This is a genomic window from Flavimaribacter sediminis, from assembly GCF_019492055.1.
GTDB lineage: Bacteria > Pseudomonadota > Alphaproteobacteria > Rhizobiales > Rhizobiaceae > Flavimaribacter > Flavimaribacter sediminis.
On record NZ_JAICBX010000002.1, the window covers coordinates 1275496 to 1298012 of the forward strand.

24 protein-coding genes are annotated in these 22517 nt (G+C 57.0%); 15 read left to right on the forward strand and 9 right to left on the reverse strand.

Annotated elements, in window-relative coordinates; all coding sequences use genetic code 11:
• Positions 1-109: 109 nt before the first annotated feature.
• From mnmG to K1W69_RS14245, 4 genes are all read left to right on the forward strand, one after another.
• Positions 110-1987 carry a tRNA uridine-5-carboxymethylaminomethyl(34) synthesis enzyme MnmG gene (gene mnmG, locus K1W69_RS14230; RefSeq protein ID WP_370688243.1) on the forward strand — a complete coding sequence of 626 codons (1878 nt, stop codon included), beginning with the start codon at positions 110-112 and terminating at the stop codon, positions 1985-1987.
• A gap of 45 nt (positions 1988-2032) precedes the next feature.
• Positions 2033-2662, forward strand: a complete 630-nt coding sequence (rsmG, locus tag K1W69_RS14235; protein WP_220228982.1) for a 16S rRNA (guanine(527)-N(7))-methyltransferase RsmG — start codon at positions 2033-2035, stop codon at positions 2660-2662.
• Between the two features lie 59 nt (positions 2663-2721).
• Positions 2722-3516 carry a ParA family protein gene (locus K1W69_RS14240; protein WP_220229358.1) on the forward strand — a complete coding sequence of 265 codons (795 nt, stop codon included), beginning with the start codon at positions 2722-2724 and terminating at the stop codon, positions 3514-3516.
• A gap of 76 nt (positions 3517-3592) precedes the next feature.
• Positions 3593-4477 carry a ParB/RepB/Spo0J family partition protein gene (locus tag K1W69_RS14245; protein WP_220228983.1) on the forward strand — a complete coding sequence of 295 codons (885 nt, stop codon included), beginning with the start codon at positions 3593-3595 and terminating at the stop codon, positions 4475-4477.
• Positions 4478-4513: 36 nt separating this feature from the next.
• Here the strand turns inward: K1W69_RS14245 and holA are convergent, their stop codons facing one another.
• The 3 genes from holA to leuS are packed head-to-tail and all read right to left on the reverse strand — an operon-like array spanning position 4514 to position 8725.
• The gene (holA, locus tag K1W69_RS14250) at positions 4514-5557 is read right to left on the reverse strand and encodes a DNA polymerase III subunit delta (protein ID WP_220228984.1); all 1044 of its coding nucleotides are present in this window, start codon (positions 5555-5557) and stop codon (positions 4514-4516) included.
• A 2-nt stretch (positions 5558-5559) separates the two neighbouring features.
• Positions 5560-6120 (reverse strand): LPS assembly lipoprotein LptE, encoded by a 561-nt coding sequence (locus K1W69_RS14255; RefSeq protein ID WP_220228985.1) that lies wholly within the window; start codon positions 6118-6120, stop codon positions 5560-5562.
• Positions 6107-8725 (reverse strand): leucine--tRNA ligase, encoded by a 2619-nt coding sequence (gene leuS, locus K1W69_RS14260; RefSeq protein WP_220228986.1) that lies wholly within the window; start codon positions 8723-8725, stop codon positions 6107-6109. Before leuS ends, K1W69_RS14255 begins: the two co-directional genes overlap by 14 nt.
• Before the next feature lie 225 nt (positions 8726-8950).
• Here leuS and K1W69_RS14265 point away from each other — a divergent pair, with 225 nt between their 5' ends.
• The 4 genes from K1W69_RS14265 to K1W69_RS14280 all read left to right on the forward strand — a co-directional run bounded on the left by K1W69_RS14265 (position 8951) and on the right by K1W69_RS14280 (position 12924).
• Positions 8951-9619: a YggS family pyridoxal phosphate-dependent enzyme gene (locus K1W69_RS14265; protein WP_258571117.1), complete on the forward strand. Its 669-nt coding sequence runs from the start codon at positions 8951-8953 to the stop codon at positions 9617-9619.
• A 75-nt stretch (positions 9620-9694) separates the two neighbouring features.
• Positions 9695-11620, forward strand: coding sequence for a propionyl-CoA synthetase (locus K1W69_RS14270; RefSeq protein ID WP_220228987.1), 1926 nt, complete (start codon positions 9695-9697; stop codon positions 11618-11620).
• Between the two features lie 150 nt (positions 11621-11770).
• Entirely contained in the window at positions 11771-12145 is a 375-nt protein-coding gene (locus K1W69_RS14275; RefSeq protein ID WP_220228988.1) for a VOC family protein, read from the forward strand.
• A 68-nt stretch (positions 12146-12213) separates the two neighbouring features.
• Complete coding sequence (locus tag K1W69_RS14280) at positions 12214-12924, forward strand: helix-turn-helix transcriptional regulator (RefSeq protein ID WP_220228989.1); 711 nt, start codon at positions 12214-12216, stop codon at positions 12922-12924.
• Positions 12925-12934: 10 nt separating this feature from the next.
• Here the strand turns inward: K1W69_RS14280 and K1W69_RS14285 are convergent, their stop codons facing one another.
• Both K1W69_RS14285 and K1W69_RS14290 read right to left on the reverse strand, forming a co-directional pair.
• Entirely contained in the window at positions 12935-13141 is a 207-nt protein-coding gene (locus K1W69_RS14285) for a DUF1737 domain-containing protein (RefSeq protein ID WP_220228990.1), read from the reverse strand.
• Between the two features lie 2 nt (positions 13142-13143).
• Positions 13144-14043: an HpcH/HpaI aldolase/citrate lyase family protein gene (locus K1W69_RS14290; RefSeq protein ID WP_258571039.1), complete on the reverse strand. Its 900-nt coding sequence runs from the start codon at positions 14041-14043 to the stop codon at positions 13144-13146.
• Positions 14044-14202: 159 nt separating this feature from the next.
• Here K1W69_RS14290 and K1W69_RS14295 point away from each other — a divergent pair, with 159 nt between their 5' ends.
• The 7 genes from K1W69_RS14295 to K1W69_RS14325 all read left to right on the forward strand — a co-directional run bounded on the left by K1W69_RS14295 (position 14203) and on the right by K1W69_RS14325 (position 20064).
• The gene (locus K1W69_RS14295) at positions 14203-14433 is read left to right on the forward strand and encodes a hypothetical protein (protein ID WP_220228991.1); all 231 of its coding nucleotides are present in this window, start codon (positions 14203-14205) and stop codon (positions 14431-14433) included.
• A 137-nt stretch (positions 14434-14570) separates the two neighbouring features.
• On the forward strand, positions 14571-15176 hold the full coding sequence (leuD, locus tag K1W69_RS14300) for a 3-isopropylmalate dehydratase small subunit (protein ID WP_220228992.1): 606 nt from the start codon (positions 14571-14573) through the stop codon (positions 15174-15176).
• A gap of 75 nt (positions 15177-15251) precedes the next feature.
• Positions 15252-15653 carry a RidA family protein gene (locus tag K1W69_RS14305; RefSeq protein WP_220228993.1) on the forward strand — a complete coding sequence of 134 codons (402 nt, stop codon included), beginning with the start codon at positions 15252-15254 and terminating at the stop codon, positions 15651-15653.
• Positions 15654-15692: 39 nt separating this feature from the next.
• Positions 15693-16805: a 3-isopropylmalate dehydrogenase gene (gene leuB, locus K1W69_RS14310; RefSeq protein WP_220228994.1), complete on the forward strand. Its 1113-nt coding sequence runs from the start codon at positions 15693-15695 to the stop codon at positions 16803-16805.
• A gap of 57 nt (positions 16806-16862) precedes the next feature.
• Positions 16863-17690, forward strand: coding sequence for a phosphatase PAP2 family protein (locus K1W69_RS14315; protein ID WP_220228995.1), 828 nt, complete (start codon positions 16863-16865; stop codon positions 17688-17690).
• A 278-nt stretch (positions 17691-17968) separates the two neighbouring features.
• Entirely contained in the window at positions 17969-19003 is a 1035-nt protein-coding gene (locus K1W69_RS14320) for an aspartate-semialdehyde dehydrogenase (protein ID WP_220228996.1), read from the forward strand.
• A gap of 233 nt (positions 19004-19236) precedes the next feature.
• Positions 19237-20064 (forward strand): lytic murein transglycosylase, encoded by an 828-nt coding sequence (locus tag K1W69_RS14325; RefSeq protein ID WP_220228997.1) that lies wholly within the window; start codon positions 19237-19239, stop codon positions 20062-20064.
• Between the two features lie 16 nt (positions 20065-20080).
• On the opposite strand, the gene K1W69_RS14330 is transcribed toward K1W69_RS14325, so the two are convergent.
• From K1W69_RS14330 to K1W69_RS14345, 4 genes are read right to left on the reverse strand one after another with little or no spacing between them, the layout of a single operon-like run.
• Entirely contained in the window at positions 20081-20740 is a 660-nt protein-coding gene (locus K1W69_RS14330) for a carbonic anhydrase (protein ID WP_220228998.1), read from the reverse strand.
• Between the two features lie 25 nt (positions 20741-20765).
• Positions 20766-21653: a pyridoxal kinase PdxY gene (pdxY, locus tag K1W69_RS14335; RefSeq protein ID WP_220228999.1), complete on the reverse strand. Its 888-nt coding sequence runs from the start codon at positions 21651-21653 to the stop codon at positions 20766-20768.
• A complete protein-coding gene (locus tag K1W69_RS14340) occupies positions 21650-21901 on the reverse strand; it encodes a hypothetical protein (RefSeq protein ID WP_220229000.1) in 252 nt (83 codons plus the stop codon). The genes pdxY and K1W69_RS14340 overlap by 4 nt, the downstream gene beginning before the upstream one ends.
• 20 nt (positions 21902-21921) lie before the next feature.
• Positions 21922-22491, reverse strand: a complete 570-nt coding sequence (locus K1W69_RS14345) for a peroxidase-related enzyme (RefSeq protein WP_220229001.1) — start codon at positions 22489-22491, stop codon at positions 21922-21924.
• Between the last annotated feature and the right edge of the window lie 26 nt (positions 22492-22517).

Consider the following 22517-nt stretch of genomic DNA (forward strand, 5'->3'; position numbering starts at 1 on the left):
CGAGTGACTCACGTGAAACATCAGTTTGTCACGGCCAGAGCGTCGTTACAGTTTCACGTGAAACACATAGGCGCAATGATCAGGGGCGCGGTGATCAGGACCAATGAACATGAACTATGATGTTGTGGTAATCGGCGGAGGCCATGCTGGCTGCGAAGCCGCGGCGGCAGCTGCGCGATCAGGTGCGTCAACTGCGCTTGTAACCCTGAATCGCGACACGATAGGCGTTATGTCTTGCAATCCGGCCATTGGTGGTCTGGGCAAAGGGCATCTGGTGCGCGAGATTGACGCACTGGACGGTTTAATGGGTGTAGTGGCGGATGCCGCTGGTATCCAGTTTCGATTGCTCAACCGTAGCAAAGGGCCGGCGGTACGCGGTCCACGAACCCAAGCCGACAGAAAACTGTATCGCCAGTCCATGCAGACCATTCTTGCCGACTACGCAAATCTCGACGTAGTCGAAGGCGAAGCTTTCAACATTACGATGGAAAGTAATCGCGTGCGTTCGGTTGTCCTCGCAGATGGCCGCATTCTTTTATGCGGCGCTGTGGTTCTGACAACGGGAACTTTTCTGCGGGGACTTATTCATATTGGGGAGAAACAATTCCCGGCGGGACGCATGGGTGAAAAGCAGACAACCGGATTGGCGGATACGCTACTAAATGCAGGATTTCACCTCGGTCGCCTCAAGACCGGCACGCCGGCGAGGCTTGACAGTTCAACGATCGACTGGGCGTCCGTTGGACGGCAATCGGCGGATGAAAAGCCGACGCCGTTTTCTTTCATGACAGATACAATCATTAACCCGCAAATCGATTGCGGGGTGACGCACACGACAGCCCGGACCCACCAGATTATTTCAGAAAATCTTGGTCGGTCGGCGATGTACTCCGGTCGAATAGAAAGCAAGGGTCCGCGATACTGTCCGTCCATTGAAGACAAGGTCGTTCGCTTCGCGGATCGTGAATCACACCAGATCTTTCTTGAGCCGGAGGGGCTGGATGACAATACCGTATACCCGAATGGAATTTCGACGTCTTTGCCCGAGGATGTTCAGGATGAGTTTATCAGGTTGATCCCGGGTCTCGAAAAGGTTGCGATCAAGCAACCCGGATACGCGATCGAGTATGATCATATTGACCCACGGGAGCTCAAGACAACGCTAGAGACCAAACGCGTTTCTGGTCTTTTCCTGGCTGGTCAAATAAACGGTACGACCGGTTACGAAGAAGCAGCCGCGCAAGGGCTTGTCGCTGGATTGAACGCAGCACTACTCTGTTCCGATTCGGATCCGCAACATTTCAGTCGGACGGATTCTTATATCGGTGTCATGATTGATGATCTGACCAGTCGCGGCGTTACCGAACCCTACCGTATGTTTACCTCCAGGGCGGAGTATCGTCTGTCGTTGCGGGCGGACAATGCTGATCTCCGGCTTACACCTCTTGGAATATCCCTCGGACTGGTGAAATCCGAGCGGCAACGTAAATTTTCGAATTGGAGCAATAGTTTGTCCGAGCTCCGCGCCAGACTGCAATCTTTGTCGCTCACGCCTGTGGAGGCCAAAACGGCCGGTTTGAATGTCAATCAAGATGGCGTGCGGCGGAGCGCCTATCAGTTGTTGACCTATGCGGATATTGATTTTGCGCGGCTATCCCAGATCTGGCCGGAATTGAACGGCGTTGATACGGATCTTACCGAGCCGTTGGAGATAGAGGCCATGTATTCAGTCTATCTCGAGCGCCAAAGCCGCGATATTTTCTCCCACAGGCGAGAGGAACTACGCAGCATACCGGACAATTTCGATTATTCTGGTCTTCCCGGTTTGTCCGGAGAGTTAAAGCAGAAGCTGGCGTTGGCCCGTCCCAAGTCTATAGCCCACGCAGCAAGGCTTGAGGGTATGACGCCTGCGGCGATTACTATACTGCTTTCCCGACTGCGTACGCAGGAACAGATTAGTATTCTCGATGACCGCGCGGTTAGTTAGTTTGTTCATTGAAATTGATGCGTGTTTTGCCTTTTGGTTCTTTGTATGAGAGATCAATCAGACATAGAGAAGATTTTACCTGTTTCACGTGAAACAATGGACCGTCTGACGGAATTCGTCGCCTTGTTTCAGAAATGGTCGACTGCAATCAATCTGGCGGCGCCATCAACGCTTCCTGACATATGGCGTCGCCATGTCGCAGACAGCGTGCAGCTCTATGCTTTGAATCCCGGTCCACTGAAGTGGCTGGATCTGGGCAGCGGCGGCGGATTTCCGGGAATTATTACTGCAATTCTCCTGAGAGAAGCAGGCGGCGGCTTGATCGATCTGGTGGAAAGTAATCACAAGAAGGCGGCGTTTCTGCGTCAGGCGCTTTCACTAACAGGTTCGCCCGGCAAAGTTCATGCCGTAAGAATAGAGGCCCTTACCGGGAATTTCTCGGAATATGACGCCATTTCCGCCCGCGCTCTGGCCAGTCTGAACGATCTGCTGGGCCACACGGCGCCCTGGCTGACTAATAAAACAATCGGATGGTTTCATAAAGGCCGGGATTACCGTCGCGAGATTGACGAAGCCCGTAGAAGCTGGACCTTCGATCTGGTAGAACATCAAAGTCAGATCGATGCGGATTCTGTGATACTGCAGGTGAGCAACGTTCGCCCGATCAAGCTGTAAATCCAGTCATCAGGGTAACACAAATGAGTTCTATGACAGATTACCACGGGATCATGTCGATGTTGGGCGAACGCAATAGAATCATCACCGTAGCCAATCAGAAAGGCGGCGTTGGAAAGACAACCACCGCAATAAATCTGGCCACGGCCCTGGCTGCAATCGGCAAGAAGGTTCTCATTGTCGATCTCGATCCGCAGGGCAATGCCAGCACAGGCCTTGGTATCGAAAAACAGGACAGAACAGTTTCCTCGTATGACCTGTTGATCGGATCTGCGCGGATAGAGCGGGCCTGTATGGAAACGGATGTTCCGAACCTCTTCATCGTGCCTTCCACCATGGACCTGCTCGGCGTTGAAATGGAGATTGCCGGAGAACGCAATCGCGCCTTCCGGCTCAAGGAATCCCTGGCTGAGTTTTTTGCGCAAAAGTTCGATTATGTGCTTATCGATTGCCCGCCATCACTCAATCTGCTGACGATCAACGCCATGGCGGCCGCTCATTCGGTGCTTGTGCCGCTGCAATGCGAATTTTTCGCGCTGGAAGGGCTTTCCCAACTGCTGGATACGGTCCGGCAGGTGCGGGAAACTCTCAACCCGGATCTGGATATCCAGGGCGTCGTCATGACGATGTATGATTCGCGCAACAACCTCGCCAATCAGGTGGTGGATGATGTGCGGTCCTATCTGGGCGACAAGGTCTACCGAACCTTGATACCCCGCAATGTGCGGGTCTCGGAGGCGCCGTCTTATGGAAAGCCGGCAATACTTTACGATCTGAACTGTTCGGGAAGTCAGGCTTATCTGAGGCTGGCGTCAGAAGTCATCCAGCGAGAAAAGGAACGGCAGGCCGCATAATTCGGCTTTTGTCGTGTAACTTGCTGATTCTTATAAGTTTAATCAACATATCCAGACCATTATGGCAGTCGACCGTATGACCGATGACACATCAAAAAGACGCTTGGGACGAGGACTCGCTGCACTGATCGGCGAAATGGACCAGCCGACCGGCTCTGACCAAACGCCGAAAACAAGCGCGGATGATTCGGTGCCGATCGAATTCGTGCAACGCAATCCGCGAAACCCGCGCAGGACTTTCGACGAGGCGGAACTTGATGAACTCTCGCGCTCCATAAGTCAGCACGGTATCGTTCAGCCGGTGGTCGTGCGGACCATGCCAGAGGGTCGCTATGAAATCATAGCTGGCGAAAGGCGCTGGCGCGCAGCCCAGCGCGCTGGGCTGGTGCAAATCCCGGTGCTTATCCGGGATGTGGATGACCGCACGGCTCTGGAGCTCGCGATCGTCGAGAATGTCCAGCGTTCCGACCTCAATCCGATCGACGAGGCCGAAGGGTATCGGCAGTTGATATCGGAACACGGTTACACGCAGAACGACCTCGGGGATATCATCGGAAAAAGCCGAAGCCACGTCGCCAATACGCTGCGCCTGTTGAAACTGCCGCATAAAGTTCGCGAAATGCTGGGCAGAGGCGATCTGTCTGCAGGCCATGCGCGGGCTATCGCGTCGACCTCAAGCCCGGAAAGGCTGGCCGAACAAATTGTTCGCAAGGGACTTTCGGTTCGTGAAGCCGAACGCATGGCTCAAAGAGATGGCGAGGCGGTAGTAGAACCGCGTCCGAAACAACCACCAAAGGACGCCGACACCATAGCTCTGGAAAAAATGCTCGGTGATCATCTGGGTTTGAACGTGTCGATCAGTCACAAGGAAAGTGGTGGTTTCCTGCGCGTCGACTACAAAACGCTGGATCAGCTCGATGATCTTTGTCGCGTTCTTCAGTCCGCGCATCGACCGCAGTAGGCGGACGAAACACCGAATTCCCGAAACAAAGCCAGACTATCTTTGCTGTCTGCGCGAGGACCGTATGGCCAGCGCCAGCAACGCCTGTCGAGATATGCTTTCCTCCAGGGCCGGCTGTCTTCTGGTTTCGAGTATCGCGCGATTGATATGGTCGAGCGCTGCGCCCGTCGCTTTGGCGGACCAGGATGAGAGTGCTTTCTCAAAGGCCGGTTTGCGCCGAAAATGCATTCTCGGCGCATATTTCTGTAGAGCGCCAGATGCGGGCATGCGCCCTTTCTCCATTGCGGAGCGCATGAGATCCATAAGCTGAAATTGACGCAGGCAGGCTTGAAGCACCGGAAAAATCTGGGTTTTTGAGGTAATGATGCGCGACAGAGCATGATCAAGCCCTGAAAGATCCCCGGAAAGCACGCAATCTACCGCGCTGTCGACAGAAAGCGACGAGGCGTCGCCGACAATCTCGATCACATCATTTTCCCCAATGACGTCGCGACCATGACAGTAAAGCGCCAGTTTTTTCAGTTCGCCGCGCGACGCCAGTCTGTCGCCACCGAGATGTTCGATCAGGATCTGCCTGGCGGCTGCGTCGATGCGCAATCCCGCCGATCCGAGTTCTTCGTCAATCAGCGCGTGAATGCTGCGTCCGTCATCGCCATAGCAAGGCAAGGCCATACAAGTTGCAGCGGATTCGGCCGCCTTTCTCAGAGATGATGATTTCTTGAGATCGCCGGCCTCCACAAGAAACACCATGTCGTCGGGCGGATCGGATTCAATCGCATTGATCGCCTCGACAATAGTCTTGTCGCTTCCACCCGCCTTGATCCACACGAGACGTTTACCGCCAAACAGGCCTACGGAGTTGATTTCATCAAGGATTTTTAATGAATCCGATTGCACGTCGGTGCTGTCGAGCCTGGTGACGTTGAACGGGTCTGAAACATCAACGCCGGATTTGCCGGCGAGCAGGGAGGCGCGCTCAGAAACAAGCCCGCGATCGGGACCGTAAACAAGAAAGCTCGTGAAAGCGGAAACCGAACCCTTCAGGAAGGAGTCGACCTCATGAGCCTTCTTCTGCGCCAAGATCAGCTCCTGGCTTGCCGCCTGTTCAAAACGCTTGCCGTATCGGCGCGAATAATTTCAGCCAGTTGCTGGGCCGCCCGATCTTCAGCGTCTCGCTTTGCGCGATTATTGGCGAATTCCTGGGTATTCTGGTCATAGAATGTCGTAACTTTGCGCGTGCCCTTGTAGATTTCCTCGCCGGTGGAGGTCAGTGTGATTGTGTAAACGGCGGTCGCAAGGATCCGACGGGAAACAATACCGTTCAACAGGCCGTCGCGCAGCGCGCGGCCGGCCTCGGTCTTGACCTTCAGGTCCATTGTATATTCCGGATTGGAAGGCTCGCCCGCTCCACCCGAAAACATGAAAATCAGCTCATTGCGCAGTTCCAGCGCAATCCTGTCTCCAACCGGCTTTATAGCGACGGAAGCGAGTTGTTCACGGGTTGAAGTTTCCGGCGCCAGCGTCGATGTATTCTGATAGTATAACGGCTGGACCTGACAGGCCTGCAGGGTAAAGGCGGCGCCAGCCAGCGCTGTAGCCGCGAGAGCAATCCTGCTGATGCGGCGAAGTTCAAATGACGACATTGACGATCCTCTGCGGTACCACAATGATCTTGCGCGGCGCTTTGCCAGACAGGGCAGACTGAACGGCTGGAATCTCCAGCACGGCGTTTTCTACAGCCTGTTGATCCGCATCACGGGCAATTGCCAGTTCAGCCCTCTTCTTGCCGTTGATCTGCACCGGCAAGGTTACGGTACTGTCAATGACCAATGCCGGATCGTATTCCGGCCAGTCCGATTTGGCAACAAGGGACTTGCCGCCGAGCAACGCGTTGCATTCCTCGGCGAAATGCGGCGTCATCGGCGCCATGATTGCGATGACGATCTCAACCGCCTCGCGCAAGGCGCCAGACATGGCGGCGTCGGCTTGACCTTCAGCTACCGCGCGGAGCGGAGCGGAGATCTCATTGACCAGTTCATAGATACGCGCGATCGCCTTGTTGAAGGCGAGCCGCTCGATATCCTCTCCGACAGCCTTGAGCGTGCGGTGGGCGGCTCTTGAAACGGAAGCAGCGTCGCCAGCGTTGGCCGCCGCGGGCGCAACCTCCCGCAGGGTATCGGCCGCATCGCCAATCAGCCGCCAACTGCGCTGGAGAAAGCGATAGGCGCCCTCGACGCCGGCTTCGGTCCATATGACATCGCGATCAGGCGGAGAATCGGACAGCATGAAAAACCGCGCGGTGTCCGCGCCGAAGGAAGCAATGATATCATCGGGGTCGACCACATTCCGGGTCGACTTCGACATTTTTTCAATTGCGCCAATGGTCAATTCTTCGCCGGAGTCCAAATGGATGGCGCGTCGAACGCCGTCCTGTTCTTCCAGCTTGACCTCGGCGGGCGTAACCCAGCCGCCCTTGCCGCGATAGGTCTCATGCACCACCATGCCCTGGGTGAACAGTCCCTTGAACGGTTCTTTGACATCCAGATGGCCGGCGATCTTCATGGCACGCGAAAAGAAGCGGGAATAGAGGAGATGCAAGATAGCGTGCTCAATACCGCCGATATACTGGTCGACGGGCAGCCAGGCGTCCGCCGCTGCCGGATCGGTCGGCTCACTGACGTCAGGCGCAGTGAACCGGGCAAAATACCAGGATGAATCGACAAATGTGTCCATCGTGTCGGTTTCACGCTTCGCCGGCGAACCGCATTTGGGACAAGCAACGTTGCGCCAGGTCGGGTGCCGGTCGAGCGGGTTGCCCGGCTTGTCGAAATCGATATTGTCCGGCAGCGAGACCGGCAGATCCTCCCGACGCAGTGGAACCACACCGCAGGCGTCGCAATGGACAACCGGAATCGGGCAGCCCCAGTAGCGTTGGCGTGAAATGCCCCAGTCGCGCAGGCGATAATTGACCTGTCGAAACGCCTGTTGTTCGCCGGCTACTTTTTTGTCTGACAGTTTCTCGGCAACAGCATCGAAGGCTTCCTGAGGGGTCAAACCGTCCAGGAACCTGGAATTGATCATCACACCGTCGCCGACATAAGCGTCTTCGGTGATCTGGAATGAGGCCGAATCTTCTCCCTTGGGCATCACGACGGCTGTTACAGGCAATCCGTATTTGTTTGCGAAATCCAGGTCGCGCTGGTCGCCTGAGGGACAGCCGAAGATCGCTCCCGTTCCATAGTCCATCAGAACGAAGTTCGCGACATAGACGGGCAGTGTCCAGTTCTCGTCGAAGGGGTGGCGCACACGGATTTTGGTGTCATAACCGACCTTTTCGGCGGTTTCGAGCGCAGCCAGAGATGTTCCGGCCCGGCGACACTCCTGACAGAATGCTGCGAGCTCCGGGTTGGAGCTCGCAGCGGTCAGCGCCAGCGGATGATCGGCGGCGATCGCCATAAAGGACGCGCCGAATATGGTGTCCGGACGCGTTGTGTAGACCTCGAGCAGTTCTTCGCCGGCAGGCGCCGTCTCGCTGACAATTTCCCAGCTGATGTGCAGACCATCAGACCGGCCGATCCAGTTTTTCTGCATCAACCGGACCTTTTCCGGCCACTGATCGAGTTCTTCCAGAGATTCGAGCAGGTCTTCGCTGAAATCCGTTATCCTGAAGAACCACTGGGTCAATTCGCGCTGTTCCACAAGCGCGCCCGAACGCCAGCCACGGCCGTCTATCACCTGCTCATTGGCGAGAACCGTCTGGTCGACGGGATCCCAGTTGACCTTGGACTGTTTTCTGTAAACCAGGCCATGCTCGAGAAAATCCAGGAACAATTGCTGCTGGTGATGGTAATATTCGACGTCGCAGGTAGCGAATTCGCGCGACCAGTCAAGCGACAGACCCATCGACTTCAATTGCTTCCGCATCGTGTCGATATTGCCGTAGGTCCATTCCTTCGGATGAACCTTGTTCTGCATGGCGGCGTTTTCCGCAGGCATCCCGAAAGCGTCCCAACCCATGGGATGCAGCACGTTATGGCCGCGGGCGCGCTTGTAGCGCGCGACGACGTCGCCCATGGCGTAGTTGCGCACATGGCCCATGTGAATGCGTCCCGAAGGATAGGGAAACATCTCCAGGACATAGTATTTCGGGCGCGGATCGTCATTGGCCGTTTCGAACAGCCTTTGTTCCTGCCAAATCTTTTGCCAGCGCGGTTCGGCGTCGCGCGGATTGTAACGCTCAATGGCCATAAATGGTGGGATCCGTAGTCTTCCACAAGATTTCGTGGACCTTCACCACGAAACCCGGCAAGGGTCAACCGTGAAGTCGAAGCAACGTTCGGTAAAATCGGCGATATTCCATTGTCCGGCGATACCGTTTATGAACCGATGACAGGTGTAGAAAGGGCCGACATCGGCAAGGACGCGTGGCGTATTGTCGTATCGGAGCAAGGAAAGGAAACCGAAATCCACGATATGAGCGAGCAACTCAAGGCGGTGAAATCAAATATAGCGGCGGCGGAGCGTTCGGCGGGACGCAAAGAAGGCTCGGTCACACTGGTCGCCGTATCGAAGACCTTCGACGCAGACGCCATTCGACCTGTCATCAACGCTGGTCAGCGTATTTTCGGTGAAAATCGCGTCCAGGAGGCCCAATCCAAATGGCCCGGCCTCAAGGAGGATTATCCCGATATCGAATTGCACCTGATCGGGCCGCTGCAGTCCAACAAGACAGCCGACGCTGTCGCCCTGTTTGATGTCATCGAGACCGTAGATCGCGAAAAAATCGCCAGGACGATCGCTGAAGAATCGCGCAGACAGGGCCGTGCGCCAAGGCTTTATGTGCAGGTCAACACTGGATCGGAACCGCAGAAGGCGGGCGTGGCGCCGGACCGGGCGCTGGATTTCGTCAATATGTGTCGAAACGACTATGACCTCGCCATAGAGGGATTGATGTGCATCCCGCCTTTTGACGAAAATCCGGGGCCGCATTTCGCTTTGCTGGAAAAACTCGGTCAGCAGGCGGGTCTAGAAAAGCTTTCGATGGGCATGTCCGCGGATTACGAGACCGCAGTTGCCTTCGGCGCCACCTCGGTCAGGGTCGGGTCGGCAATATTCGGCGTGCGCGACCAGAAGACCGGATAAGCCGATGGTTTGATTTACGTCATGGCGGTTTTCCGATAACCGAATTCTGATGAAGGTCATTCGCGGGAGGAGATAATGACGAGCAGATATCCGTCAGAGTACCGGCGCTGGAGCGAGGATCCTGAGGCTTTCTGGGCCGAAGCGGCAAAGGCGATCGACTGGTTTGAGCCCTGGGACAGCGTTTTCGACGCGCAGGCAGGCGTTTACGGACGCTGGTTTAACGGCGCCAAAACCAACACTTGCTACAATTGCGTTGATCGGCACATCCAGAACGGACGGGGCGACCAGTCGGCGCTGATCTATGACAGCCCGATTACCGGGGCGAAGAAGACATTCACCTTTCTTGAACTGCGAGACGAGGTCGCAACGCTTGCCGCGGTCATACGCGATCTCGGCGTTTCCAAAGGGGACCGGGTCATCATCTACATGCCGATGACGCCTGAAGCGGTGATCGCGATGCTCGCCTGCGCGCGGATCGGCGCAATCCACTCCGTGGTGTTCGGCGGGTTCGCCGGTCCGGAACTGGCGACGCGACTGGACGACGCCAAGCCCGATCTCATCATTGCGGCCTCCTGCGGCATCGAACCGGGGCGGATCGTTCCCTATAAACCCATGCTTGACGAGGCGATCGAACTCGCCACGCACAAGCCGCGCGCCTGCCTTGTGCTTCAGCGCGAACAGCACGAATGCGATCTTATAGACGGTCGCGACGTGGATTTCGCCAGTGCGATGGAAAGCGCGCGCGCTGCTGGCCGGAACGCCGATTGCGAGCCTGTCGAGGCAACCGATCCGCTGTATATTCTCTACACGTCCGGAACCACCGGCCAGCCGAAAGGCGTGGTGCGCGACAATGGCGGCCATATGGTTGCGCTCGCCTGGTCCATGAACGCCATTTATGGAATGCGGCCAGGCGAAGTCTTCTGGGCGGCGTCCGATGTCGGCTGGGTGGTAGGCCATTCCTACATTGTCTATGCGCCGCTTCTACACGGCAACGCCACAGTGCTGTTCGAGGGCAAGCCGGTCGGAACGCCGGACGCCGGAACTTTCTGGAGGGTCATAGCAGAACACAAGGTTGCGGCGCTATTTACGGCGCCGACGGCCTTACGGGCGATCAAGAAGGAGGATCCGGAAGGAAAATTCATCGCCGGGCACGACCTCGATCATTTCCGCACGCTGTTTTTGGCCGGCGAACGCGCCGATCCTGACACGATTGAATGGGCGCGAACCAAATTGGGCGTTCCGGTCATCGATCACTGGTGGCAGACCGAAACGGGATGGACCATTGCGGGCAACCCCGTGGGACTTGGCGCATTGACAGTCAAACCCGGTTCCTCGACGGTTGCAATGCCGGGATACGATATCAGGATCCTCGACGACGCCGGTCATCCGGTCGAGGACGGAAAACTCGGCAATATCGTCGTGAAACTTCCGTTGCCGCCCGGATGCCTGCCAACCTTGTGGAATGCGGATTCCCGGTTTCAAGACACCTATCTGGCGGAATTTCCCGGTTACTACAAGACCGCCGACGCAGGCTACATCGACGATGACGGATATCTCTTCATCATGGCCCGCACGGACGACATCATCAATGTGGCGGGTCACCGGCTGTCGACCGGCGCCATGGAAGAGGTGATCGCCGGCCATCCGGACGTCGCCGAATGTGCGGTGATTGGCATCGAGGATCAACTGAAGGGACAGCTTCCGCTCGGCTTCGTGATACTCAACACCGGCGTTACACGGTCTCCTGAGGAAATCGAGCAGGAGCTGGTCCGCGAAGTCCGCACCCATATCGGACCGGTCGCGGCCTTCAAGATCGCCATTGTCGTCAATCGGCTGCCGAAAACCCGATCTGGAAAGATTTTGCGTGGAACGATGCAGAAGATCGCCGACGGGCAGGAGTGGAAGATGCCGGCGACGATCGACGATCCCGCGATCCTGACAGAAATCGACGATGCACTGAGTGCGCGCGGTTTCGCCAAAAAGGCTGCATCGTTGGCGTAATCGTCCGGAAACATCGGTTTCGCGGCATTAAATTATGGCGCCGATAGGCGATGGCTTGTCAAAACTGTCCGATGTGGCACGATCCTCCTGACAGGATGCTGTCAGGAGGGGTGTGCGATAGTTCTTCCGTCAAACAGCAAGGAGACTATCATGTCCGATACACTTCCCCAGAACGCCATCGTCTGGTTTGAAATTCCGGTCAGCGATTTCGCTGCCGCCCAGTCTTTCTATAACACCGTTTTCAAGACCGAACTGGTCGTCAATGAAACCGGCGCCAATCCCATCGCAGTATTTCCCTGCGAGAATCCGCAAAACGGTGTCGGAGGTCACATATACGAAGGCAAGGCCGCGGACGCCGGAAAAGGCGTCACTGTGCATCTCGCCGCGCCGGATTCCGTCGAGGAAACGATGGATCGGCTGGTCGCCCAGCGCGGGAAGGTCGTGTCGGACATCATTTCCATTCCGGCCGGCCGCTTCGTCTATTGTCTCGACCCGGACGGTAACAGCATCGGCGTCTTCAAATGATCTCACAGGGATCCTGTGAGACAAGGCAACCGGACCGGCTCCGGTTGCCCCGACGAATGAGGTAGGCCATGCGCCGCGCCGACCGTCTTTTTCAAATCGTCCAGCATTTGCGCGGCGGACGCCTCGTGACAGCAGCTGATCTGGCGCAACGGCTGGAGGTGTCCGAACGCACCATCTACCGCGATATGGCGGACCTGCAGTCGACGGGCGTGCCCATCGAAGGAGAGGCCGGCGTCGGCTACATCATGCGAGAGGGATTCGACCTTCCGCCGCTCATGTTCACGCGTGACGAAATCGTCGCCCTGGTGACCGGCGCGAGGTTGGCGCGCGCCTGGGGCGGAATTGCGATCGCCAACGCTGCGCAGGAGGCGCTGGTCAAGATCGAGGCAGTGCTGCCGGATAAAGAGCGTCGCCGGATCGCGCGCACGCAGATCCATGCGCCGCACTTCATGATGCCGAATACGGTGCGCGAACTTTTCGACCTGCTGGAGCGGGCGTCCGACGATCGCAAGACGCTCGCGATCGACTATGCGGACGCGGAAGGAAGCCCGACAACGCGCCATATCCGTCCGCTGGCGCTGCTGTTTTGGGGAAAGGTCTGGACGCTCGCGGCGTGGTGCGAAATGCGCAATGATTTCAGGACTTTTCGTATCGATCGCATGGTGCGCGTCGCGCCGACTGGCGAGACATTCCGACCCGAGCGCGGGCGGATGCTGTCCGACTATTACCGGCGCGTCGAAGATCGCAGAGGCGGCTCTCTGCAGGACCATATCGAATAGCGGCCGCCCGTTATTGCTCGGACAGTTTCATGTCCGGTTCGTAGGTCTTTCCGGCCACTGTTTTCACGACGGCCTGCGCGCATCGCATCTGACCGTCCTTGTCGTCGAAGGCATAGGCGGGAGAGCCGTGCAACTCCCATCCTTCGTTAAGCGCCTTCGTGACCTTGTGGCAAAAGCTTGAATCATCCGGGCCGGTAAGCAGTCGATAGAGTTGCATGATCAGGTTTCCTCCATGCTGGCCTTGGCAAGCAGCGCTTCTGCCTGCTGTAGATGGAGTCGCTCCACCATTTTGCCATCCAGACTGATGACGCCCTTGCCGGCATGCTCTGGAGACGAAAAAGCGTCGACGATGCGACGAGCGGTGGCGATATCCTGCTCGGATACACCAAATTCCGAATTTGCAGGCCGGATCTGGTTGGGGTGAATCAAGGTCTTGCCGTCAAATCCCATCTGCCGGCCCTGTCGGCATTCCGCCGTGATGCGCTCCGCGTCCCGGAATTCATTCGATACGCCATCCAGCGCGTCCAGTCCCGCAAATCGGGCGCAAAGCACGATTTCCAACAGCCATGGCGTAAGAAAGGCGCGGTCTGGCGTCAACGCGGTTCCGGTGTCCTTTGCAAGGTCGTTGGTTCCGGCGACGAGACAATCCAGGCGCGTGCGCCTTTCCAAAGCCGCCTCCGATATGTGGCGACAACGTGCGATTCCCGCGGGCGTTTCGATCATGGCCCATATGCGAAGGCTCTCCGGGGCGTCAAGGGACGCGAGCTTTGCCTCTACGTCGACAATATCCTCCGGTGAAGAAATTTTAGGCATCAGGACAGCGTCCGGCCTGCACGCGACGGCCGCTGCAAGATCCGCTTCTCCCCAAGGCGTATCGAGAGCGTTCACGCGAATAATGCGCTCGCTATGGGCCTCCGGACCGCCGGAAAAATATTCAGTCAGCGTTTGGCGGGCGGTCTCCTTGTCGTCCGGCGACACAGAATCTTCCAGATCGATGATATAGCCGTCAGCGGCAAGGTCGCCGATCTTGGCGAGCGCGCGAACATTGTTGGCCGGAACATAGAGGGCCGAACGTCGTGAACGCGCATGGCGGTGTGGCATGGCGGTTTTACTGGTCATGACGATACTGGTTTCACGAGCGAAGCTACAGTGCAACAGCAATCTGACGGAAATGTCATGTGTCGCCGGTTGAAACGGTTCCTCGAAATAGCCAATTGAATGACAGCCCTTCAAACAAATTGTCGGCCTCGCCGGCAACAGCAATTCAGGGGAAGTATTATGGATCAGATTCGCTCTATCATCATTGGCGTTGTCGGTTTAGCCGTGGCGGTGGTCGCCGTTTTGGTGTTCGCTACGGTCGGCGTTGCAATGATCGGCCTTGCGTTCACGCTTGCCGGGGTCGGGCTGGTCGTTGCGCGTCTCCGGAACAGGTCCGCCATGCGGGAGAACCGCCGGGGCGACGATCCGCATATTTGGAACGACGGCCGGGGCACTATCATCGACATGTAGGCCTCTGGGGGCAAGAATCGCTTCTTGAGCCCTTCTTTTTCCGCGAGAGCTTTGATACATGCTTCGCATGCCTGCTGGCTGCCACTGTCTTTTCAGGCCGCCGCCGCGGGGAAATGGATATTCAAGGATGTCTCGCCATGAAAAAGTTCAGCCGCCTGACCGGCGTCGCCGCTCCGTTGCCGATCATCAATATCGACACGGATATGATCATCCCCAAGGATTATCTGAAGACTATCAAGAGGACCGGTCTTGGCGAGGGCCTTTTCGCCGAGATGCGCTACAATGAAGATCGCACGCCAAACGAGGAATTCGTTCTCAACAAGCAGGCCTACAAGAATGCGAGCATTCTGGTCGCCGGCGACAATTTCGGTTGCGGATCGTCGCGCGAGCACGCCCCGTGGGCGCTGATGGACTATGGCGTTCGTTGCATTATCTCGACCAGCTTCGCCGATATCTTCTACAACAACAGTTTCAAGAACGGATTGCTGCCGATCGTCGTTACGCCGGAAGAACTGGACCTTCTGATGGATGATGCGTCGCGCGGCGCCAATGCAACGATCACCGTCGATCTGGTCACCCAGGAAATACATCGGCCGGACGGCGACGTGATCAAGTTTTCGATTGACCCGTTCAAAAAGCACTGTCTGCTGAACGGGCTCGACGACATCGGGCTCACCATGGAGAAGAGCCAGCATATCGCCCGGCACGAGGACCACCTGGCCAATCACCGGCCCTGGCACTAGTCACGACGAACGGTCCGGCCTAACCGGGAAAGGCGGTCTGTCCGGCGATCCCGCCCCCTCTACTGCGGAGACGAGATGCGCAAGGTGATTTCGACTGGCTCGCCACTGGAGAAGGCCGCCGGCTATTCGCGCGCCGTTGTCCAGGACAACTGGTGCTTTGTCGCGGGCACAACGGGCTACGATTACGACACGATGGTCATGCCTTCGACAGTCGAGGAGCAAACCCGAAATGCGCTCGCGACCATCGAAAAGACGCTCGCCGAAGCCGGGTTCGATCTCGCTAGCGTGGTGCGGGCGCAGTACATCATAACAGACGCGGCCGACGCGGGCCGGGTTTTTCCCATTCTCGGCGAATTTTTCGGAGATATCCGTCCGGCTGCGACGATGCTGGTCGCAGGCCTTGTCAGACCGGAAATGCGCGTTGAAATACAGGTTACAGCCTATCGGGGCGAAGGCAAAACCAACGCGCTGCTCTGATCGCGCGATAAATACACTTGCAATTGAAAAGGAATATCCATGACCAGCCGTAAACTTCTTCTTCTTCCCGGAGACGGCATCGGCCCGGAAGCGATGACCGAAGTTCGCAAGCTCATCGACTTCATGAATAACGAACTTCAGGCTGGCTTCGAGATCGAGGAAGGCGTTGTCGGCGGCGCGGCCTACGATGCACACGGGCAGGCGATTTCCGAAGAGGACATGGCCAAGGCGATGGCTGCAGACGCCGTCCTTTTCGGCGCCGTTGGCGGTCCGAAATGGGATTCCGTGCCCTATGACGTAAGGCCTGAGGCTGGTCTGTTGCGGCTGCGCAAGGATATGGAGCTCTTCGCCAATCTGCGCCCCGCCATTTGTTATCCGGCGCTGGCCGAGGCCTCCTCGCTCAAGCCCGATGTCGTGGAAGGTCTCGATATTCTGATCGTTCGCGAACTGACCGGCGGTGTTTATTTCGGCGAACCAAAGGAGATCATCGATCTCGGAAACGGACAGAAGCGCGGTATAGACACCCAGATCTACGACACCTACGAGATTGAACGGATCGCCGGCGTCGCCTTTGAGCTTGCGCGCAACCGCCGCAACAAGGTCACGTCGATGGAAAAGCGAAACGTCATGAAATCCGGCGTTTTGTGGAACGAAGTCGTGACCAACACGCACAAGGAACGCTATTCGGACGTCGAGCTCGACCACATGCTCGCCGACGCCGGCGGCATGCAACTGGTGCGCTGGCCCAAACAGTTCGATGTGATCGTAACGGACAATCTGTTCGGTGACATGCTGTCCGATGTGGCGGCGATGTTGACCGGGTCGCTCGGCATGTTGCCTTCGGCTTCGCTTGGCGCGCCAGATGGAAAGACCGGCAAGCGCAAGGCGCTTTACGAGCCGGTGCACGGCTCGGCTCCGGATATCGCCGGCAAGGGCATGGCGAATCCGATCGCAATGATTGCATCATTTGCCATGTGTTTGAAATATTCCTTCGATATGGTCACGGAAGCGGATCGACTTGAAGCCGCAATTGCGAATGTACTCGACCGGGGAATTCGTACGAGCGACATCGCATCGGGCGACATGACGACCGTTTCAACCGGACAGATGGGCGACGAAATCGTCAAGGAATTTCGAGCCCTGTCTACCTGAAACAGCAAACGAGCCGGCTCAGTATTGCGAGCCGGCTTCAGAACTGGATAATTTTTCATGAGCGTCCTATCGCTCAGACGCATTTCGCAAACCGGCATTTTTTCAGATACCGGATTTCTTTCCCGGATCAGAAGCAACATCGTCGCCAACCGCGGCTTCCTTAAACGGCGCTTTGACAACAACGCCACAACGGATGTTAACATCCTTGGCTGGCGATACATGTTCATCGTCGCCATGGTGGTGGTGCTGACGATGGTCGTGCTCGACGACACCATCGGCAGCTTTCGGGCCGACTGGCCGCAGCCGCTGAAAAATTTTGCCCGAGCCTTTACCGACATCGGCAAGTCCGGATGGATACTCGTTCCATCCGGCGTCTTCATGCTCGGATGCTATTGCCTGGATTGGAGCGGCTTGCAGTCTCGGACGCGTTTGCTGTTTGCAAAGATGATGGCGGTATCGAGCTACATCTTTCTGTCCGTCGGTATATCCGGTCTTCTGGCCTCGTCCCTGAAATATGCGATCGGCCGCGCTCGCCCCTTTCTCTATGATCGGGTCGGCGCCTTTGAATTTCGGCCATTCTCCCTGGACGCGGCTTTTGCGAGCTTTCCTTCCGGACATTCGACGACCGCCGGCGCACTGTTTGCTGGCATTGCGATCTTCTTCCCGGCGTTGAGATTGCCGGCTCTTTTCCTGGGGGTATGGCTTGCCTTCAGCCGGGTGCTTGTCGGCGTCCATTATCCGAGCGACGTCATCGCCGGCGTGGCCCTCGGCGCGTGGTACGCCTACTTCCAGGCGCTCGTATTCGCCCGATACGGCGTCATTTTTACGACCGATGGCAAGGGATGGCCGGTCTTGCGCAAGGATTATTATCTTTTCAGGCCGTAGCGCGAGATCGGTTGACTCCTTGCAAAACCACTGTAAAAGCGCTCTCGAACGGAGTCGCGACATGCACATCTCTGACCGCAGCTTGATAAACGGTCTGTTCCGCGCCGAAATGGCGCCGGAACCATGCATACGCGCGCGCCTTTCCACAAAAACGGCAACAAAGAAAACGACCGTCAAGATCTGACGTCTCTGGCTTGTCCGTTCTCTTCCCGGTCCAGCCGGGGAGGCGAAGGCCTGCATTCCAGGCCGGAACGGGAAGAGAGACAGGAGAAACCAATATGGGATTCAAGATAGCAGTCGCTGGCGCCACCGGAAATGTGGGCCGGGAAATGCTCGATATTCTGGCGGAACGCAATTTTCCGGCTGATGAAGTTGTGCCGCTGGCCTCCAGCCGCTCCGTAGGCAGGGACGTGTCCTATGGAGATCGCACGCTAAAGGTCAGGAACCTCGAAACCTACGATTTTTCCGGAACTGACTTCTGCCTGATGTCGGCAGGCGGCAAGGTTTCGGAAAAGTGGTCGCCGAAAATCGGCGCCCAGGGTTGCGTGGTGATCGACAATTCGTCGGCGTGGCGCTATCACGCCGATGTGCCGCTGGTTGTTCCGGAAGTCAATCCGGACGCTGTCGAAGGTTTCACCAAGCGTAACATTATCGCCAATCCCAACTGTTCCACGGCGCAGCTCGTCGTTGCCCTGAAGCCGCTTCACGACGCCGCGAAGATACGGCGCGTGGTCGTCGCTACCTACCAGTCCGTTTCCGGCGGCGGCAAGGACGCCATGGATGAATTGTTCAATCAGACCCGGGCTGTTTTCGTCGCGGATCCGATAGAAAACAAGAAGTTCACGAAGCGCATCGCCTTCAATGTCATTCCGCATATCGATGTCTTCATGGATGACGGCTACACAAAGGAAGAGTGGAAGGTGCTGGCTGAAACCAAGAAGATGCTCGATCCAAAGATCAAGATTACTTGCACCGCAGTGCGGGTTCCCGTCTTCATTGGACACGCCGAAGCGGTCAATATCGAATTCGAGAATGAAATTTCGGCAGACGAAGCCCGTGATATCCTGCGTGACGCGCCGGGTTGCCTGGTTGTCGACAAGCGGGAGGACGGCGGTTACGTGACTCCGTATGAATGCGCAGGCGAAGACGCGACCTTCATCTCCCGCATCCGCGAAGACGCCACGGTCGAAAACGGTCTCAACATATGGATCGTTTCGGACAATTTACGCAAGGGAGCGGCGCTAAACGCCATTCAGATTGCGGAATTGCTCGTGGCGCGGGGACTTGTCACCGCAAAGAACCAGGCCGCCTGATCTCGCCGAGCTGGACGGATCGGACATATAAACCGATCCGTTTTGCCTAAAACCTATTTGTTGCCGATCAGGAACAGTCCAAATATTGTTTGTGCAACAATATCCTATCCGTTTGACTTGATTCTCCGTAGTATCCTACGGATTGAATTGGAACTCGGCTGCTACAGATACCTGTTGTTTACACAGTTTCGGTAGAGATCCATTCGACGAGACAAATGGAAAGGGGTTTGGTTATGAATCGCCGTATCGAAAAGGCCGCAATGGCAATCGGCCTTGCCGCAGTGATCGGAATCGCAGGTGTTAGCCAGTCCCTGGCCGCCAAATGCGGCAACAACGCCGCCGGGTTCAACAAATGGGTCGAGCAGACGAAACGGGAAGCCGCCGCCAAGGGCTTCAGCCAGAGAACGATCAACGAGACGCTGGGCAACGTCAGCTATCGCACCAAGACAATACGCCTGGACCGCAGCCAGTCGAGCTTCAAGCTTTCGTTGAACCAGTTCATGGCGAAGCGCGGCGCCAACGCAATCGTTGCCAAGGGTCGGCGCTTGAAGCAGCAGAACCAGAGTCTGTTCAACAGCCTTGAGCGCAAATACGGCGTGCCGCCCGGTGTTTTGCTTGCCATCTGGGGCATGGAGACCGGTTTCGGCGGATATATGGGTAACGAAGACACGGTTTCGGCCGTTGCGACGCTCGCTTATGACTGCCGGCGGTCGCAATTCTTTACCGCTGAACTCTATGCATTGATGTCGCTGGTGGAGCGGCGCGAACTCAGCCGGTCGCAAATGCGCGGCGCCGCCCACGGCGAACTTGGGCACACGCAGTTTCTGCCGTCGAACTATCTGCGATACGCTGTGGATGGAGACAGGAATGGCCGGCGTGATCTCGTTCGCTCAAGAACGGACGCGCTTGCATCGACCGCCAATTATCTGAAAGCGCATGGATGGCGTCGGGGTGGCGGGTATCAGCCGGGCCAGACAAATTACCGTGCGATTCAGGCCTGGAATGCGGCGAGTGTGTATCAGCAGGCGATCGCCATCATCGCCCAGAGAATAGACAGCTGATTGAGAGCCTTTTGGTTCAATGATCCGGGCGAATGAAGTCGCCCGTTTTCCAGTCCATAACCCATAGTTCGCCGGTCGAAATGTCGAACCAGGCGCCATGGATGCGGAGTTTCTTCTGCTCCTCCAGTATGCTGATGCAGGGGAAGCTGCGCAGATTTTCTATCGAGTGGCGAATGGAAATGCGCTCAAGGGCCGTCTGACGCTCCGCCGTAGTCAGTAGCGAGCTGTTTTGCAGTTCGGCGGCCACCGGCTTGAGCAAGCCCATCCAGCGACCGATGAAGTCGCCGGGCGACAGAGGCTTCAAGCCCGGATCGAGAGCCGCTGAAATGCCGCCGCAACGGCCATGACCCATCACGACGATATCTCGAATACGAAGCGACTGTACGGCGAACTCCAGCGCAGCGGATGTTGAATGATACTCGCCATCCGGCGCATAGGGAGGAACGAGGTTGGCGACGTTGCGCACCACGAACAGTTCGCCCGGACCAGAATTGAAAACGGTTTCTGGAGCCGCTCGTGAATCGCAACAGGCGACAATCAGGGTATGCGGTTTCTGACCGGCTTCAGCAAGGTCGCGATAACGATCGCGTTCGTCCGCGTAGCGCCCCTGCATGAAACGCTGATAACCGCTCAGAAGCTTGTCCGGAAATGTCTGCGTAGCGTCTTTTTGTGTCATATTGTGCGGATCACTTTCCTGGAGGTCAGCTTGCGGCCTGAGGTGTCATGACGCGGCGCATGTGCACCATTGCGAAAGGCCTCACAAGGCTGGAAACGTCTTTTTCAAGAGTAAGTTCATCGGCGCCGCGCTTGACGGTGCGCGCCAGTATCTCGAAAACCGTCGCCGTCGCGTTTTGTAACGCCTTTTCATCAGCTTCGCCATCAAGGATACGAGACAAAAAAGCCGCCGAAAGGAGGTCGCCAAGGCCATTCGGAGGGTTGGCGATCTCGCGGTGCTCCGCGAGCCAGGCCCGGTCGTCGCGAAGCAGGAGATTGCCGATGCTGCCAGCCATCATGGGAATAGCCGATGTGGTCAGAACCCTTTCGGGTCGGAGCGTCGCGGCGGCGGTGACGATGTCGTTGTTGCTGGTGATTTCGAAATCCGTGAGCCAGCCGAGTTCGAACCGGTTTGGCGTCGCAATTGAGGCGATCGGCAGCAACGTGTCGCGAATGGCGCACGCGATGTCATCGGCAACGTACAGACCGCCCCGATCGCCGATGACGGGATCGCAGAGATAGAGCGCGTCGGGATTGAGTTTGCGGATCTCCGAGACGAGACGGGCGACGCCGTCGGCCTGTTCGCGATGCCCGAGATAACCGGATAAAACCGCGCCGATTTCACCCAGCCAGGGCGCCCGGCACAGATCGTCGACTATTGCCGAAAAATCCGCGATGGGCAGCATCGAGCGGGTGGACGGAGAATGTCCGGGATGCCACGGAAGTACGACAGTCGGAAGCGCCCAGACTGCGTGTCCAAGCGATTCGAGCGCAAAAACCGCCGCTCGATTGCCGACGGAACCACGCACCACATGACTGGAAATGACCAGCACGGCTGGCCGGTCGGCATGCAGCCTGTCTCCGTTTATCGTCATTCGCCCCGCCCGAAGAAATTGAAAAGCCAGATCGCGAGGGCGATAAATACCACGACTGCAAGCCAGCGGCCAATCCGCGTGCCCCAGACCTCGATCGGGTCCGACGGATCCGCGTCGGACGCAGTGAAATGGCCGCGGACCGATTTTGTCTTTGATTCGAGCTTCGGCGCATCGAGCAGACCGCCTTCGTTTTGTAGCTTGTCGAGGTCGCGCCGCGCCTTCTTCGAAAGATCGTCCTTGTCAGCCATTGAGGCTTTCCCTGTCAGTTCTAGCGAGCCATCCCGTGATACTCGTCATTCGGCCGCATGTCCGTCGCCGCAGCCATGCGGTTCGACATATTGAAGAATGACGCTGTCGCCGCAATATCCCAGATATCTCTTTCCGAAAAGCCGGCGCTGCGTAGATCGGCGCGATCTTGCTCCTCAATGCGATCGGGTGATTGCGTTAGCTTGACCGCGAAATCGAGCATCGCCTTCTGTCGTGGATCGAGATCGGCTGCCCGAAAGTTCATCACCATCTGTTCGCCCAGGATCGGATCGCCTGACAGGCTCCGGACGGCGGCTCCGTGGGCCGTAAGACAGTAATAGCAGCGGTTCGTCGATGAAACGGCGACGGCGATCATTTCACGCTCGAGCTTGGAGAGACCGGATTTCCCCAGCATGAGATCGTTGTAGAAGTCGGTGAACGCCCGCAATTTGGTTTCGTCAAACGCATAGGCAAGCAGGACATTGGGTATGAGACCGAGCTTCTCCGCGCATTTGTCGAAATAGGCTCTTGTTTCGTCGCTGAGTTCTTCAGCCGGCGGCAGATCGAGCGCTGTTACCTGTTCTTTTTTCAAATCGATTATCCTTCTGGCTACTTTTT